Origin of the sequence: Nostoc sp. CHAB 5715 (assembly GCF_020829685.1) — a bacterium.
In the GTDB taxonomy this organism is placed as follows: Bacteria; Cyanobacteriota; Cyanobacteriia; order Cyanobacteriales; family Nostocaceae; genus Nostoc.
In genome coordinates this window covers 1-15,869 of the sequence record NZ_JAIVFR010000033.1, presented here as the reverse complement: position 1 = coordinate 15,869, position 15,869 = coordinate 1, and the positions used below count along the sequence as shown (strand labels likewise).

At 40.6% G+C, this 15,869-nt stretch carries 19 protein-coding genes; 9 read left to right on the top strand and 10 right to left on the bottom strand.

The genetic code is table 11. From position 1 onward, the window contains the following. The first annotated feature begins 95 nt into the window (after positions 1-95). A complete protein-coding gene (locus LC574_RS03535; protein ID WP_229451518.1) occupies positions 96-365 on the top strand; it encodes a BrnA antitoxin family protein in 270 nt (89 codons plus the stop codon). Positions 366-413: 48 nt separating this feature from the next. Here the strand turns inward: LC574_RS03535 and LC574_RS03530 are convergent, their stop codons facing one another. The 4 genes from LC574_RS03530 to LC574_RS03515 are packed head-to-tail and all read right to left on the bottom strand — an operon-like array spanning position 414 to position 2,710. Beyond that, positions 414-542, bottom strand: coding sequence for a chorismate-binding protein (locus LC574_RS03530; protein WP_309143415.1), 129 nt, complete (start codon positions 540-542; stop codon positions 414-416). Continuing rightward, the gene (locus LC574_RS03525) at positions 539-874 is read right to left on the bottom strand and encodes a XisI protein (RefSeq protein WP_229451517.1); all 336 of its coding nucleotides are present in this window, start codon (positions 872-874) and stop codon (positions 539-541) included. The genes LC574_RS03530 and LC574_RS03525 overlap by 4 nt, the downstream gene beginning before the upstream one ends. Further along, positions 862-1,278: an element excision factor XisH family protein gene (locus LC574_RS03520; protein WP_229451516.1), complete on the bottom strand. Its 417-nt coding sequence runs from the start codon at positions 1,276-1,278 to the stop codon at positions 862-864. The genes LC574_RS03525 and LC574_RS03520 overlap by 13 nt, the downstream gene beginning before the upstream one ends. A gap of 19 nt (positions 1,279-1,297) precedes the next feature. Then, positions 1,298-2,710 carry an isochorismate synthase MenF gene (locus tag LC574_RS03515; RefSeq protein ID WP_229451515.1) on the bottom strand — a complete coding sequence of 471 codons (1,413 nt, stop codon included), beginning with the start codon at positions 2,708-2,710 and terminating at the stop codon, positions 1,298-1,300. Positions 2,711-3,017: 307 nt separating this feature from the next. On the opposite strand from LC574_RS03515, the gene menA reads away from it, so the two are divergent. From menA to LC574_RS03500, 3 genes are all read left to right on the top strand, one after another. Then, positions 3,018-3,914, top strand: a complete 897-nt coding sequence (gene menA / locus LC574_RS03510; protein ID WP_229451514.1) for a 2-carboxy-1,4-naphthoquinone phytyltransferase — start codon at positions 3,018-3,020, stop codon at positions 3,912-3,914. Positions 3,915-3,998: 84 nt separating this feature from the next. Then, entirely contained in the window at positions 3,999-5,141 is a 1,143-nt protein-coding gene (locus tag LC574_RS03505; RefSeq protein WP_229451513.1) for an o-succinylbenzoate synthase, read from the top strand. Further along, positions 5,126-6,589, top strand: coding sequence for a 2-succinylbenzoate--CoA ligase (locus LC574_RS03500; RefSeq protein ID WP_229451512.1), 1,464 nt, complete (start codon positions 5,126-5,128; stop codon positions 6,587-6,589). Before LC574_RS03505 ends, LC574_RS03500 begins: the two co-directional genes overlap by 16 nt. Before the next feature lie 92 nt (positions 6,590-6,681). Here LC574_RS03500 and LC574_RS03495 read toward each other — a convergent pair whose 3' ends face one another. Next, on the bottom strand, positions 6,682-7,158 hold the full coding sequence (locus LC574_RS03495) for a thioesterase family protein (RefSeq protein ID WP_229451511.1): 477 nt from the start codon (positions 7,156-7,158) through the stop codon (positions 6,682-6,684). Between the two features lie 124 nt (positions 7,159-7,282). On the opposite strand from LC574_RS03495, the gene LC574_RS03490 reads away from it, so the two are divergent. Next, entirely contained in the window at positions 7,283-7,441 is a 159-nt protein-coding gene (locus tag LC574_RS03490) for a hypothetical protein (protein WP_229451510.1), read from the top strand. A 6-nt stretch (positions 7,442-7,447) separates the two neighbouring features. On the opposite strand, the gene LC574_RS03485 is transcribed toward LC574_RS03490, so the two are convergent. Then, the gene (locus LC574_RS03485; RefSeq protein WP_229451509.1) at positions 7,448-7,948 is read right to left on the bottom strand and encodes a fatty acid hydroxylase; all 501 of its coding nucleotides are present in this window, start codon (positions 7,946-7,948) and stop codon (positions 7,448-7,450) included. A gap of 739 nt (positions 7,949-8,687) precedes the next feature. On the opposite strand from LC574_RS03485, the gene LC574_RS03480 reads away from it, so the two are divergent. From LC574_RS03480 to LC574_RS03470, 3 genes are all read left to right on the top strand, one after another. Then, a complete protein-coding gene (locus tag LC574_RS03480; RefSeq protein WP_229451508.1) occupies positions 8,688-8,816 on the top strand; it encodes a transposase in 129 nt (42 codons plus the stop codon). 505 nt (positions 8,817-9,321) lie between these two features. Continuing rightward, the gene (locus tag LC574_RS03475) at positions 9,322-10,191 is read left to right on the top strand and encodes a DUF5895 domain-containing protein (RefSeq protein WP_229451507.1); all 870 of its coding nucleotides are present in this window, start codon (positions 9,322-9,324) and stop codon (positions 10,189-10,191) included. A gap of 13 nt (positions 10,192-10,204) precedes the next feature. After that, positions 10,205-10,357 (top strand): hypothetical protein, encoded by a 153-nt coding sequence (locus LC574_RS03470; RefSeq protein ID WP_229451506.1) that lies wholly within the window; start codon positions 10,205-10,207, stop codon positions 10,355-10,357. On the opposite strand, the gene LC574_RS03465 is transcribed toward LC574_RS03470, so the two are convergent. After that, on the bottom strand, positions 10,347-11,606 hold the full coding sequence (locus LC574_RS03465; protein WP_229451519.1) for a murein transglycosylase A: 1,260 nt from the start codon (positions 11,604-11,606) through the stop codon (positions 10,347-10,349). The two genes, LC574_RS03470 and LC574_RS03465, sit on opposite strands and share 11 nt — an antisense overlap. 3 nt (positions 11,607-11,609) lie before the next feature. Next, entirely contained in the window at positions 11,610-11,864 is a 255-nt protein-coding gene (locus LC574_RS03460; protein ID WP_109010830.1) for a hypothetical protein, read from the bottom strand. 653 nt (positions 11,865-12,517) lie between these two features. Here LC574_RS03460 and LC574_RS03455 point away from each other — a divergent pair. Beyond that, entirely contained in the window at positions 12,518-12,853 is a 336-nt protein-coding gene (locus LC574_RS03455) for a XisI protein (protein WP_229451505.1), read from the top strand. Here LC574_RS03455 and LC574_RS03450 read toward each other — a convergent pair. Then, a complete protein-coding gene (locus LC574_RS03450; RefSeq protein ID WP_229451504.1) occupies positions 12,850-14,250 on the bottom strand; it encodes a response regulator in 1,401 nt (466 codons plus the stop codon). The two genes, LC574_RS03455 and LC574_RS03450, sit on opposite strands and share 4 nt — an antisense overlap. A 465-nt stretch (positions 14,251-14,715) precedes the next feature. Beyond that, on the bottom strand, positions 14,716-15,869 hold a 1,154-nt coding region (locus tag LC574_RS03445; RefSeq protein ID WP_229451503.1), incomplete at its 5' end, for a bifunctional diguanylate cyclase/phosphodiesterase.

Here is a 15,869-nt window from a genome sequence, read left to right as displayed (position 1 = left end):
TATCGGTTTTCTCGGTAACGGTGTAGCGATCGTCATCTGGACAGAACGGCAAAGTGATGTCATCCGAATTATTTCAGCACGAAGGACAAATCGATATGAGCGCCAACGATTTGAACAATATCTCACATACTAATTGGGAAGCATTGGAATCGATGTCAGATGACGACATTGATTATTCTGATATTCCGCCGTTAAACGATGAGTTTTTCGATAAGGCAATATTGAGATTACCAGCAACTCAAGCACGGAACTTAATTCAGATTGATCCAGATGTGATAGCTTGGTTTCAATCCCAAAGTGTCGAATACAAAACACTCATCAATTCTGTCTTGCGTCAACACATTAAAAATAGTGGTGACAAATGAGTAAAAATGTGGAAATTGCCCCACATCTTTGCATTTTAGTTACTTTATTTAAACTAATGCTTTAAGTAACGCCTGAAGTTTAAGCTGTACCTCTGCAAACTCCTTGTCAGGATCAGAACCAGCAACGATACCAGCACCAGCATACAATCTCGCGCGATCGCCAGATTTAAAATTTATGTAACAGCAAAATCAGTATACTTTCTTATTTCGGCAGGTTGAAAGGCTAGAACGATGTGATCTTTAGGAATACCGGCACTGAGGAATTCGTTAGCAATACCATCTTCGGTACCATCTCTTTGAATCCAAATTTTATCGTTGATAATATCAATGTGGACAAGACACCCATGTACCCGTTGTTTGTTTTCCCAGCCAAGTGTGAGTAGTAGGTAATGGTTTGCATTTTCATCAATAATTAGCTGTCTTTCTAGTTCTCCATAAGCGTAGGCAAGTTGGGCATATTCGGCTAATATTTTTTCAATTATTTTACGATAATTAGCTAAGGTATCCATTCTATAATCACCTCTAGTTCTGAATCGAAGACGAGTAAACAAAGACGCTGATTTTCTATCAATATCTTACCAATTGGTTCTTGGAACAATTCTGAGTATGTTTGTTGACGAATAGCAAGATACAAGCGGCGGTCTGGTTCTAAGCGACTTAGAATATCGTAGTATAAAATATATTGTCCCAGAGCCTTTTCTAAATCGGTTACCGGAGAAGCACCAATAAAGCTTTTAACTTCTACTGCTATTTTATGCCCCCTTTTCTCTGCTGCTATTAGCTTTTGGGCACCTAAATCAATATATAAATCTCTTGCACCCCATCTTAAGATAAATGGATCATTGGTAATGTGCCAACTTTCTTTTTCAAGGGCGTTTCTAACAGAATCGTGGTAAATATCTTTAGCTGACATACTAGATTAGTAATTAACTTTAAACTAACGCTTTCAGTAACGCCTGAAGTTTCAGCTGCACTTCTGCAAACTCTTTGTCGGGATCAGAACCAGCAACGATACCAGCACCAGCATACAATCTCGCGCGATCGCCATCAATTAATGCTGAACGAATTCCCACAATAAACTCGCAGTTCCCCTGAGAATCTATCCAACCCAGAGGCGCAGCATACAAACCTCTTTCAAAGTTTTCATAACGCCGAATTTCCGCACAAGCAACATCTCGTGCTGCACCAGCAACGGCTGGTGTAGGATGCAATTGGGCGACAATCTTTAATGGATGTATGTTAGCTGGAACCATAGCACTGATTGGTGTCCATAAATGCTGGATATTCGATAATTGTCGTAGCCGTGGTGCTAATATTTGGGGTAATAAACCTAGCTGGCATAGGCGTTGTGTAATGAAATCAAGCACCAGTGAATGTTCGTGTTTTTCTTTTTCACTATTAAGTAAGCGATTGGCATTAGCTGCATCTTCAGCAGGGGTTTTACCTCGTGGTGCAGAACCAGCTAAAGCATCAGTGATTAACTGTTGATTATTAATACTAATTAATCTTTCTGGACTTGCACCAATAAAGTTTTGTCCTTTGCCATTGCTTGTAGCAAAAATATAACAATTAGGATGTATTTGTCTAAGATTATTTAAGGATTTAACTAAATCAAAGTGGTTGCTTGATTTTACATCTAATATATCTGCGAGGACAATCTTGCTTAAATGACTAGACTTAATTTTTTCTAAAGCAGATACTACTGAACCTTTAAACCCAGTAGCATTTGTGACAGATTTTTTGTATAACTTTGCTGGAAAACAATCAATATTAGCAGAGTAATATTCTAAAGATTGGATAAATTCAATTTTATTTTGCAGGTTCTCCAATAACCTTTGAATATTTACACTTTTATTGATAATTATATTTGTTACTAATATGTAACGCTGATTTTTAACAGCTACTTGCCAACGTGGAAGAAAAATGGTAGCAGATGGAAACGGATAATCTACTTGGGTATTTTTATCAAAAAAGCTGAAATAACAAAAAAAGTGAGGCCCAGAAAAACCTTGGTTAGCGTTACCAAAATTAATTATATTTTTTAGACAAGATTTGATAAAATATTCAGCTTGAGTAAAACGATCTGCACCATCAATCTGTAATTTTGCTACAGAATCAATTGCTGCGATCGCTTCTCCTTTACCTTTGTCCTCAAAGTAAAAATTTATTTCATTTGCTTGTGTTAGTTTATCTAATACAAGTAAAGGGTCAACTAAATCGATCTCTTGAGAGATACTGACAATTTGCCTGCAATTACTTTTGACGCACTTTTCTTGCACTGCTACCAAAAATTGATATAAATCTTTGTGTACAAAGAGGTTGCTACGACATGGTGAAACTGTCATGGATCTATAGTAAATTTTTTTTAAGTTAACTTCCTAAAGTGTAATTAATCGTGGTCGTATTTCTACAGGTAACATATTAAGTTATCATTTCACCAGCGTAGGATTTGCGTTGTTTCTGGTGTTCCCAGACCCTGACAAGCCAGTTCCAGCCCAAGGCTCGAACGTGAGAGTGGAGTGTTAACAACACAAGGTTAAGGAGCCACAGTCAAAGTGGCAATTGTTTTTAGCTTATGAATATCTAGCGTCTCTTTAAATTATAAAATCTCAAGTGTAAGTAATTTTCCGGCAATTTAATTAATCACGACTAATGACAACCAAGCAGCTTTTATATCCCAACACTAAGTTATGGATGGCAGCGATTAAACCGCCAATGTACAGTGTTGCCATTATGCCCATTTGGGTAGGAACAGCAGTAGCATTTGCCGAAACTAAAATTTTTAATGGTGCAGTATTTTCTACTTTTGTAGCTGCGGCAATCTTAATTCTTGCCTGGGAAAATATCAGTAATGATGTCTTTGATTCCGAAACAGGTATCGATCAAAATAAGCACCATTCTCTGGTGAACTTAACAGACAATAAGCCATTAATATTTTGGATAGGAAATTTGTGTTTAGGTTTGGGGTTGCTGGGCATACTAGCGATCGCTCTTTGGCAACAAGACCTAACTGTTATCGGCATCATTCTGCTGTGCTGTGGTTTAGGCTATATGTACCAAGGGCCTCCCTTTCGCTTAGGATATCAGGGTTTAGGCGAGATTCTTTGCTTTTTTGCCTTTGGCCCCTTAGCAGTGGAGGCAGCATACTACAGCCAAACCCAAACTTGGTCAATGACAAGTTTAGCAGTCTCAGTCATTGTCGGAATTGCCACAACCTTAATTTTGTTTTGCTCACACTTTCACCAAGTTAAGGATGACATAGCCGCAGGCAAGCGATCGCCTATCGTCCGTCTAGGAACAGCAAAAGGGGCCCAACTCCTAGTTTGGTTTACTGGTAGCATTTATCCCCTCACCTTGCTGTTTGTGCTATTGCGAATTTCTCCACCGTGGACGTTATTGAGTTGGGTAAGTTTACCGTTTGCTATCAAATTATGCCGCCACGTTCAACAAAATCACAACCAGCCAGACAAAGTTAGTAACTGTAAATTCATCGCTGTAGCCGTGCATTTCTGGGCTTGCTTGCTGCTTGGACTAGGATTTATGATTTAATGGCATTGGGCATTGGGCATTGGGCATTGGGCATTGGGCATTGGGCATTGGGCATTGGGCATTGGGGCAGAGGGAGAATGACTAATGACTAATGGCTACAGATTTGAATTTCGTGCTTATCAGCGAAGATTTGTGCAATCGCTAACTACCAATCATGGTAGTTGGGATATTCGTGAGGGGATTATCCTCCGGCTTACCGATGAATCAGGTAAAATCGGCTGGGGAGAAATTGCCCCCATTAGCTGGTTTGGTTCCGAAACCCTAGAACAAGCCTTAGATTTTTGTCGCCAACTTCCAGGAGAAATCACAGACGAGATAATTTTCTCCATCCCAGATGAGTTACCTGCTTGTCAATTTGGCTTTGAGTCAGCTTGGGATTGGGGGAGTGGGGAGTGGGGAGTGGGGAGTGGGGGGGATGAGGGGGATGAGGGGGATGAGGGAGATGAGGGAGATAATTTTATAACTCCTCACTCCTCACTCCTAACTCCTAACTCCTCACTCCTAACTCCTAACTCCTCACTCCTAACTCCTAACTCCTCACTCCTAACTCCTAACTCCTCACTCCTAACTCCTAACTCACTCTTCTACAGTGCTTTATTACCAGCCGGGGAAGCGGCTTTAAATCAATGGGAAACTTTGTGGGAGCAGGGATATCACACGTTTAAGTGGAAAATTGGTGTGTATGCGATCGCTGATGAACTAGAAATTTTTGAGTCACTGATAGACACCTTACCAGCCTTTACCAAACTACGATTAGATGCCAACGGTGGACTCAGCTATGAAGAAGCTAACTTATGGTTGCGGACTTGCGATAATTTCAAGGCAAATGGAGAACTACCCCTAGAAATTGAATTTATCGAACAACCGTTACCTGTTGAGCAATTTCAGGGAATGTTGGAATTGAGTTTGAGTTATGAAACTGCGATCGCAATAGATGAATCTGTCGCCACACTTAGGCAACTCGCCGCTTGTTATCAACAAGGTTGGCGAGGGATTTTTGTGATCAAGCCTGGGATAGTTGGATCGCCATCTCGTCTGAGAAAGTTTTGCCACCAGCATAAAATTGATACTGTATTTTCATCAGTATTTGAAACTGCGATCGGTAGACTTACAGCACTCCAGCTAGCGGCGGAATTATCCCGAAACAATAGGGCAGTTGGTTTTGGCATTGACCATTTTTTTGAACAAGAAGAAACGTGGCTTCAAAGTCTATGGAACGACCTTTAAACTATCTTAATAACCAGGCTCAAAATGATTGGCTTATCGGTTATAACATCTGTCAATTTAATCAAATAGCTCAAGAATTATATTTAGAACTAACACAATTATCAGCGTATGGAATACCACCAAAAATCATCTTAGCCGAACGCGAACCATTACGATTTTTAGCAAGTTTTATTGCCGCTTGTGCAGCTAATTGTTCAGTTTTTCTTTGTAACCCCGACTGGGGAACACAAGAATGGCAGCAAGTCTTTGACTTAGTAAAACCAGATATTATTTGGGGAGTGGGGAATAGGGAGTGGGGAGTAGGGAATAGGGAATGGGGAATAGGAAATCGGAATTGCGAAGAAATTACTATCATATCCCCCTCATCTCCCTCATCCCCCTCATCCCCCCACTCCCCACTCCCCACTCCCCACTCCCCACTCATCCTGATTCCCACAGGTGGTTCATCGGGGCAGATTAAATTTGCCATCCATACTTGGGAAACTCTTATCGCATCTGTACAAGGATTTACAGAATACTTTCAACTAAAACAAGTCAATTCTTTTTGTGTATTACCGCTATATCACGTTAGCGGTTTAATGCAATTTATGCGCTCTTTCACCACTGGAGGTAAACTGGCTATTCTGCCATTCAAAGCAGTAGAAACAGGTCAAATATTCAATATTAAACAATCAGAATTTTTAATATCTTTAGTTCCGACGCAGTTACAAAGACTCCTACAAAACTCAGAATTAACTGAATGGCTATCCCAATTTAATACTGTATTTCTGGGAGGTGCGCCAGCATGGAACGAACTATTAGAAAAAGCCAGATTTCATCGCATCCGGTTAGCGCCTACTTATGGCATGACAGAAACCGCCTCTCAAATTGCTACCCTCAAACCAGATGATTTTCTCGTCGGTAAAATTAGCAATGGTCAAATTCTTCCCCATGCAAAAGTAACTATTCGCAATCAGCAAGGCGAGATTTTGAATTACAATCAAATCGGAAATATCACCATTCAGGCTCAATCTTTAGCCAAGGGCTACTATCCTATAACCAGAGAAAATCAAGCTGATTTCCAAGTAGATGATTTAGGCTTTTTAGACGAGCAAGGTCATTTAAATATTGTCGGACGTAACAGCGATAAAATTATTACAGGTGGAGAAAATATTTACCCAGCAGAGATTGAATCAGCTATACAAGCAACTCAATTGGTTGCCGATATTTGTGTAATCGGCATCCCAGATAAACATTGGGGACAAGCTTTAACAGCAATTTATATTCCCAAAAAATCAAATACCTCTGCCTTAAAAATCCAAACCTTACTCAAAGACAAACTCAGCAAATTTAAAATTCCAAAATATTGGATTCCTCAGCAAAATTTACCCCGCAACTCTCAAGGTAAAATTAACCGCCAAGAGTTACAGCAAATAGCCACAGAATTCCTACAAAATCTGATCACATAATCTCTCTCGACTTTCTTCTCTCTGCGCCGCGCCAGTTGCTTCAACGGGGGGAACCCCCCTTCGGGTGACGCTCCTACGTCGCTACCGCTACGCTAACACCAGTCGCCTACGGCGGGAAACCCGCCTACAGCGCTGGATTCACCGCAACGCACTGGCTTCTGTGCGTCTGGGCGGTTCGTTTCCAACCACTGAACTATCTCATCAGGTAATTCCTGCTTACTTCTACTACTTGCATCAATACAAACATGCCTAGTAATAGCCTTAGCAACTACCACCTCAGCCACTGTAATTTCGTAAGTAATTTCAAACTTATCACCACCTATTTTTTGAAGAATTAAACTAATCAGCAACTTATCCCCTCCAAACATAGGGCGCAAAAAATCGACACTAGCATGAACAATGGGGAAAGCTACAGATGGATTAGTAAAAAAATCTTTGAGATTAATACTTGATGCTTCTAGAGATTCTTCATAAGCTTCATGGCAAATACCCAAAACATTAGCAAAATAAACTACCCCAGCAGCATCAGTATCTTGAAAACGAACCGTGCGGTTATAAGTAAAAGGCATTTTTGACAATTGAATATTAAAAAAACAGCAGGTCTATCACCCGCTTAACTAAGTATTGTACCGGAAGCGATCGCGTAATCGACCACGGGTAATTGCAAATTAAAAACAGCGAAAACCCATCTAAATGTATCGTTTTAGATGTAAACCCAGAAAGATTAAATCAGAGAAATTTTATCTGCCACCTCTGTCGCTAAGTTTTCCAAGACAGGCATTGTCTCAGTTTTTACCAGTTGCGATCGCAGCTTTTTTTGCTAACTTTAAAAAGTATTTAGGTAAGCGCTAGCTTCAGTTAGATCCGAGAGTAGCGAAAACGAAGTCTAAGTAGCCGAAGCCAGCGTAACCACACTTGTGCAGGTTGTTCAAAGAAGGTGAAAATATCACCGAAACCCAAATTAGTTTTGTGATGGTGTAACCAGTGTCTCTCAGGAGTAGTAATAAATAGAATTTGGCATAAAATATTGACAGGCTTTGGAGTTTGCCAACCCAGTACACTTATGTGTCTCCACCATACATGAAACTGACCAAGCAGTAATCCAGAGATAACGCCGATGGGAGAGAAAGACCACAAGACTACTGCTATAAGTACATAAGGCAAAGCTCCCAAGATACCATCTAAAAGAACCTGGGGATTAAAAGTCAAAATAGCGTAGTGGCGGAAGTCCTTTTTCCAGGAGTGGTGCGTTTTTAAATGTAGGCTACCAAAAACGTGCTCGGGTACGTGGTAAAAGAATGTAGATAAAAAATCGCCAAAAAACAGTAATAACCAAGCAACAGCGATAGCCTCAAGCATTTGTACTCCTCAAGTAAGTTAAGAAAACTCCACAAAAAATATGCAAATTTTATGCTGTAGGCGTAGACACCTGATTTTCTATGATGCTTGCATCATCTATGCATTTCATGGGTCTAGACTCCAGTTAATTTGGCTCAGAGTATATGTAATTGGATGAGTTGCAGTTTCATGAATCTACAATCCTTAATGCAGTAAACAGCAACTTGTAAGAACCTCCAATTTGGCTTTTAACTCTGGACTAATGGTAGTAATACATCTAAATCCCGATGGGAATACTGTATTTTACCATAGTTACTACATAATCTTCTTACTAAGACATACAGCGTAAGCAAAGATTAAGTTAAAATTAGTACAAATTTAGGTTAAGGCGTTCTTCAGTATTATTAATACTTAGATGATTGCAATTAAGCTTTAATTAAAAATCTAATCAGAACGATAGAAATAGGTATTCTGCCAAAGTAACCTGGGTTATCAAGGTGAAAAAAGCTGGTTGACAATTAAATTAATAGGCAGCAAAATTTGGAGCATCTAGACTGATAACTGATAACTGATAACTGTTCACTGATTTAATCAGTCGCGGGTCTGAATCCCCGACTGATAGCGCAGCGTTAGCGAAAAACGAGCGTCGGAACGAGCGTCTTGATTCTGACTCCTGAACCCGGATTTCTCACAAAGGGAAAAAGCGGAGTAAAAAACTGCTAAAATGTATATATGGCAAGCATTTCAGCAGTTATAGACGATGACTCGACTCACAAGGCGATCGCTCCTAAAACAGTTTAGATTTGAACAAGCAAAGTCACCACCAATCGTAGTTAATTTCCAGGGTGGACAGGTAACATCTGATGCACCGATTTTGCTTAATTGCTGAAATAGACAAAAAACTACAAATAACATCACAGTTGTTAAAACTGACTCATGTCCACATTTTTATTAATATAGTTTAGTTTTTTTACGCCCATTTACTTGCTTATCTTCACACAGTTTGGTCTTTTATTGTCTACCTACTTAAACTCTGCTTTTATAAAAGAAATGTTAAGAGAGTTTAAGAGCGGCAAATGTGGCGATGCCTGCGGCGGTCACTGAGCGCAGCCGAAGTGCGGGCTGCGCCAACGCAGATGGGTTTACCCGTCTTTTGGTTTATGAAATTCGATGAGGATCTGTTGTTACAAAACGAAACAGGAATTGCAACATAGATTGATTCTGCCTTAATGTGGAAAAACTACTACGCCAGTTTGACGGCACGTTCGCCCTTCTTTTGAAGGTGACGCGCAAGGGACGGGTGACGCTCGTACCAAAGCTCTGCTTCTGGCTCTCCTTTCCTGGGCGCCCTGCCGATAAACTTGTTCAATAAAACACTTTGATAGCCTAAAACGATGAAAGCATCTGCTAATTTCGACTTTGAAGACGAGAAATTTAATGCACCGCCTTCTCAAGTCCTTCCCTGGTGTCAGATGATTAATCCTCGGTATGGCACAGATGGTATGCAATCCCACGGTTTGGCAATTAAGCTGGATAATGCCAATGCTGTCGGCTTTGTGCCAGATGATAATTGGCAGCAAGTGGAGCATGAATTTACCTCTGGAGTCGAAACGGTCTTTATTACTGCTACTCCCCGCGTGGTTATAGTGCGTCGGGGACCATTGTCTGTCAAAGACCGGGAAAGTGGTTTAAAACTGGGTACGCTCAAAGAGAATTATGATGCTTTTTTAGCCGATAAGCTTAAATTTAAAACCTTTACTCGCTATTTAATTTTTCTAGTGGGAGAGAATAAAAAGTTTTTACATGAATCACCACTACAACTAACTCTTAATGGTGCCGCCGGAGCGAGTTTCAGCAAAACCTACTGCGAATATCAACAAGGCAAAGTAGTTAGTGGATTCGTCGCTGAACTAGAAAAAGCTTATGCTGTTTACCGCAAGCAACCCTTGACACCAAAAGGCCCTTTGTTCCACGCTCACGGGATTTTTTGCCCAATAATTGAGTGTGAAGAAAGAGGTATTGAACCAAATACAGTTCTGGTAGCTTCAACTGTAGACTACAAACATCCTACGGTAAAGACTTTAACAGAATACTTAATTGCTTCCGATTCTCTTGAGTCTGCAATGATTTGTAAGACTTTTGAAGAATACAAAGATTTTGGGAAGGAACCTGTAAAATCAGAAACGCCTAAATTGGCAATAGCAGGAGTTTCCAACTCTTACGTTTATGCTGATGAAGATGATTTTGCTTATCCGCCGTATTAGGTGGGAGTGGGGAGTGGGGAGTGGGGAGTGGGGAATGGGGGCTGGGAAAACTATTCCCTATTCCCTATTCCCTATTCCCTATTCCCTATTCCCTATTCCCTATTCCCTATTCCCTATTCCCTATTCCCTATTCCCTATTCTCTATTCCCTATTCCCTATTCTTTAAGCAGCAAATAATATAGTGAACCATTACCGCCTGTGACGCCAGCGCGATCGCCTGCTAGTTTACCAGACCCCATGAAATAATCTACCCGGCCTGGGCCTTTGATGGCGCTTCCTGTATCTTGATCAAGCACAAAGCGGCTGACAGTACGCCTCTCTAGTTTGCCACCACCAGCAGGATAGGGAAATGAGTTGTAAATCAGCGCTAGCGCTCCCGGTGGCATGAGAGACTTATCTGTAGCAATGGAACGTTCTGCTATTACTGGCACATGAATACTACCAGTAGCTGGTCTACCGTTTGTTTCTTGGAAGAAAATAAATCGTTCCCAGCGGGGCAGATAATTACTCAACTCGTGAGGCTTTTGTCGGAAGAAAGCAGTCATCCGTGGCATTGTCAATCCTGCTAGTGGAAGTTTGCCATCTTTGGCTAGTTCTTTGCCGATACTAGTCCAAGGGTAATCAGTTCCACCTGCATAGCCAACTGATGTTGTCTTGCCATTAGTTAATTTAATTTGGGCAGAACCTTGGATATGTACCATGTATGCGTCTAAGCGATCGCGGAACCAAAGCAGTTCTAAACCGCGCAATTTGCTCTTATTCCCTTTTAAACCATCCTTCCCTTCCAAATCAATTCGATTTGGGTGGGGTTTTCGCCATTGGCTAAAATCAGGTGGTAGCCGATAAAGAGGATATTTATATATTGCAGTCCTAACACGGCTGGCGGTGTAAACAGGTTCGTAGTAAGCAGTGAACTTGACAGTACCCTTGCCATCATTGCCCACAGACTGGTAAAAGACAAACTCTCGGCTGACAGCAGCTTGTAATTGCGCTGCTGACTTAGAACTGATAACCAGTTGGCGGAAGCGTAGCAAACTTCTCAAGACGCGATCAAGGGTAATTTCCTTCATCGGATAATATTGATATGCTGCGATCGCCTCACTCTTTGTTAGGTAAAGCAAACTGTTATCAATAGAAGCCAACAATGCGTTGCGATCGCCTATCTTACCCCTTTGACCCCAAATTTGGTCATCCAAACCCAAGCAATTCTGCTGGAAGGTACAATTGGTTCCAATAGCGATTAGTTTTAGCGGTGGCGTTATCTCAGGAGTAATTGGTACTGGCTGAGGTGGAAGATCAGGAGTTATGGGTACTGGCAACGGCAGGAAGTTAGGAACCTGAGCAACAGCCGACCAGAGAGGGTTTACAAGGGCAATTCCCAGACTTAAGGAAAGCAAAGCAAAGGTTTTTCTCATCATTTAGTTGAATCTTTCAACACTAGAACTAAAAACGGGTTCTACTCGGATTGCCACAACTCGGGAAGGTCTTACTACCATATATTCCCCTTGAATATTTTTGATCGGCACGCTAATAAAGTCATTTGAAGCAGATTTTGGCACAAGTTCGCCGCTATACCACTTCTGAAACTCTTGAATAGTAGGAAAACGTACTTCTTCTCGGTGGCCGCTTTCCAGTAGGAGGTATACGGCATATTCATTTGGAGTTCTAGCCATAAAGTTGAATCATTTAAAAAACATTCAACCCATTGTTAACCACGTAACCCCCGAATGAAAAGGGTAAGCATACGGGAGGTTGGAAGCAAAGGGACAAGGGGCAGGGGGCAGGGGAGAAGAGTTTTGCCCTCAGCAAGAGCAGCACCCCGTCCTTCTGCCTCTTTTCAATGCCCAATGCCCCAATGACTCTTCACTGTAGACGCCTAATCCTTTAACCAGTTCCTGAAAAGTGTAATCCTCAAAAAACCTTGAAATCTCAGCACTACCTATAGGACTCCTATTTGATTTTTGAAATAACTCGCCCTCAACTCGAAAAGGCTGATTCCCTACTCCCTACTCCCTACTCCCTACTCCCTGCCTACACAAAGAAGTTCAGAAATCAAATCGGATTGCTATACCTACTTTTTATCTCAAGAAACCTTACTAAAGCTGGTAGTTGTGCCAAGATTAATTTGAGGACTTAAGTTTTTAAGCCTTTGTTGGGTTTCACGACCATATTTAAATAAATATTAATTTTTTGTCGCAATATAACCTATTTAGACAGCAGTCAACCCCTTCGGGGAAGTCAAAAGTCAAAAGTCAAAGCGCTTGTTAATCCAACGTTACAAAGTTCGACTGATTATTTTCGACCCAGAAGAGGAGATGATCGTCAAATGGCAAAAGTAGAACAATACCGTCAAATAATTCAAGAATTGTTACAGGCTTACAGTCAAATTAGGTCTAGTAACGAAGAAGTCGAAGCCGAAGTAATTTTTGATAACGAGCGTCATCGCTATCAACTTGTTCATGCAGGCTGGTCAAACAAACGTCGTGTATATGGCTGTGTTTTACATTTAGATATTAAAAACGAAAAAATTTGGATTCAGCACGATGGTACTGAAGGAGGTATTGCCAATGAGCTTACTAATTTAGGTGTACCTAAACAAGATATTGTATTGGCTTTTCATTCTCCCTTCAAACGACAATTTACCGAGTTTGCTGTTGGCTAACGCTCTTGTTGCTCGATGGGAATTTCGATCGCAAATTCTGCTCCTTGCCCAACAGAAGAAGTGCAGGTAATATTTCCTCGGTGTTTTTGGACAATAATCTGATAACTAATAGATAATCCTAGCCCACTACCTTTGCCCACAGGTTTTGTGGTAAAAAATGGGTCAAATAAACGCGATCGCAACGACTCTTCAATACCAGGGCCATTATCTGCGATCGCAATTTTGACCATATTCAAGTCTGTCACCTCTGTGTGAATCCGAATTTGGGGAGTAGGCTTGCCGTGAGCGTAGCCGAACGGGAGTAGGGAGTAAGGAGTAGAAGATTGCTTCCTCACTCCCCATTCCCCATTCCTCACTCCCTCTTCTAAAAATTGATTCCCCACTCCCCACTCCCCATTCCCCACTCCCCCTTCTATTGCATCAATAGCATTATTCAACAGATGCATAAATACTTGGTTTAATTCACTCGTATAACAAGTGACTAGGGGCAAGTTACCATAATCTTTCACTACAACAATTGCGGGACGATCTGCTGTTTCCCTGAGTCTATGTTGTAACATCACCAAAGTGTTTTCAATGTCTTCATGGATATTTACCCGCTTCATCTCTGCTTCATCATGGCGAGAAAATTGTTGTAGCGCTAGTACAATTTCCTGAATGCGATCAGATCCTCTATACATTGCACTTATGAGGTTTTGCAGATCCGTAATTAGAAAATTCAAGTCTATATCTTTGGCTATTTGCTGAATTTTTGGTGTGGCTTTAGGATATTCCTGTTGATAAGCTTCAATCAGATTAATTAGGTCTTGCACATATTGACCAGCATATTGGAGATTCCCATAAATAAAACTGATAGGGTTATTAATCTCATGAGCAAGCCCAGCCACTAACTGTCCCAGCGCTACCATCTTTTCGTTCTGAATCTGTTTAACTTGAGATGCTTTCAATTCGTCAAGAGCCTGTTGGAGTAAAAAGTTTTTTTCTTGCAGTTTAACTTGCAGCAAACGTAAATTGATCTGATTTTCAATTCGCAACACAACCTCTGCCCCATGAAAAGGTTTTGCAATATAATCTACACCACCAACATCAAAGGCTTTTACCTTATCTACAACATCATCTAGGGCGCTAATAAAAATTACTGGGACTTCACAAGTTTTCTCATCAGCTTTCAGCTGTTGACAAACTTGATAGCCATCCATATCTGGCATATTGATATCCAGCAAAATCAAATCTGGTAAAACCATTTGGCAAGCAGTTAGTGCCATTTTACCGTTTAAGGCTTTGCGAACTTCAAAACCTTGTGCAGTCAACATCGCCGATAAAAGCCGCAAATTATCTGGCGTATCATCGACTACTAAAATATTTTTTTTATGATGGTTAGTTTGATTTAAATGCATTATATATAAAAAGCTATATTTGTAATAATTGAAAATCCTAAATGCTTATTTGAAATATAGTAATTCGCTTTGATTTTTGAAATTATTTGCGTAGGCGGGGAGTAGGGAATAGGGAGTAGGGAGTAGGGAATCAGGCTTTTCGAGGTGTACGGTGTTTATTCAAAAATCAAATAGGAATCCTATAATCCAAGTTTAGTTGCTCTGAAAGCTTGGACGCATTATTTATTGTGCTATGCATCTCGAAATAAATATTTAACATTAAGCATAAATAAATTTATTTGCTTTGAAACGCTCGATTGCTGGGAAATTATAGCATCTTATCCCCTGCTCCCTGCTCCCCTGCCTCTTTGGTCAATTAGGAACTTTGCGAACTTGATAGCCCGGTTACAGCAGTATAGTAGATAATAGAGCCAGATTATCTAGCCGAGCGTCAACAATGAAATTTTTCCAGGTGTTATTTGATAGTTACCATTGAGGTGATGCAGCAAGGAACTTAATAACCAATTGTTGTTCTATGGGTTTAGAAAACAGATATCCTTGAGCAAAATTACAGTTTAAACTTCTCAACTGGGCTAGCTGTTCTTGTGTTTCGACACCTTCAGCGATCGCACTCATTCCCATTGAGTTGGCAATGCCAATCATTGCTGGTACTAGTCCCATATTCTCTTTGTTTTCTTGCATACGTTTAACGAAAGATTTATCAATTTTGAGTGCATCTAAAGGAAAGCTGTGCAGGTAACTCAAGGAGGAATATCCTGTACCAAAATCATCCATAATCAACTTGATTTGGCGCTGCTTTAGTTGTTGAAGAATTATTTCAATAGCATTAGTATTTTCCATAATTACACTTTCTGTAATTTCTAATTCTAAGTATGCAGGATTTATTTTATTTTCATAAATTATTCGATCAATTTGCTCTACTAAATTAGGCTGTAAAAATAAGCGTGCGCTCAAATTGACACTCATAGTTAGAGGTTCTGGTGTCACTGGATAATGTTGCCAGATGCTCAGTTGATGACAAGCTGACTGTAATACCCAAGTATTGATGGCATTAATCAAACCTGTTTCTTCTGCCACAGGAATAAATTCTATGGGAGAAACCAGACCGCGAATCGGATGTTGCCAGCGCACCAAGGCTTCAAATCCAGAAATTCTGCCTGTAGCCAGGGAAACAATTGGCTGATAGTAAACAAGGAATTCTTGTCTTTCAACAGCCCTTCGTAGATCATTTTCTAATTCTAAAAGCTGAATAGCTTCCTGATGCATCGCTGGATTGAAAACGTGATATTTGCCTCTTCCTTGAGCCTTAGCCCGATACATTGCCGTATCAGCATCCCGCAGCAAATATTCAGGGTGATCGTAATCTTTATTACCCCAACTAATTCCAATACTGGCATTCATAAATACTTCATATCTGGACAGCTTAAAAGCGAGTGATAGCTGTTGCAGAATTTGTTCGGCAATTTGAATTGCCATATTGATATCTGTGATATTTTCTAGGATAATTCCAAATTCGTCACCGCCCAATCGTGCTAGAGTATGAATAGGTATCAGACATGCTTGCAGGCGGTAAGCGATCGCTATCAGCAATTCATCTCCCACCAGATGTCCAAGGGAAT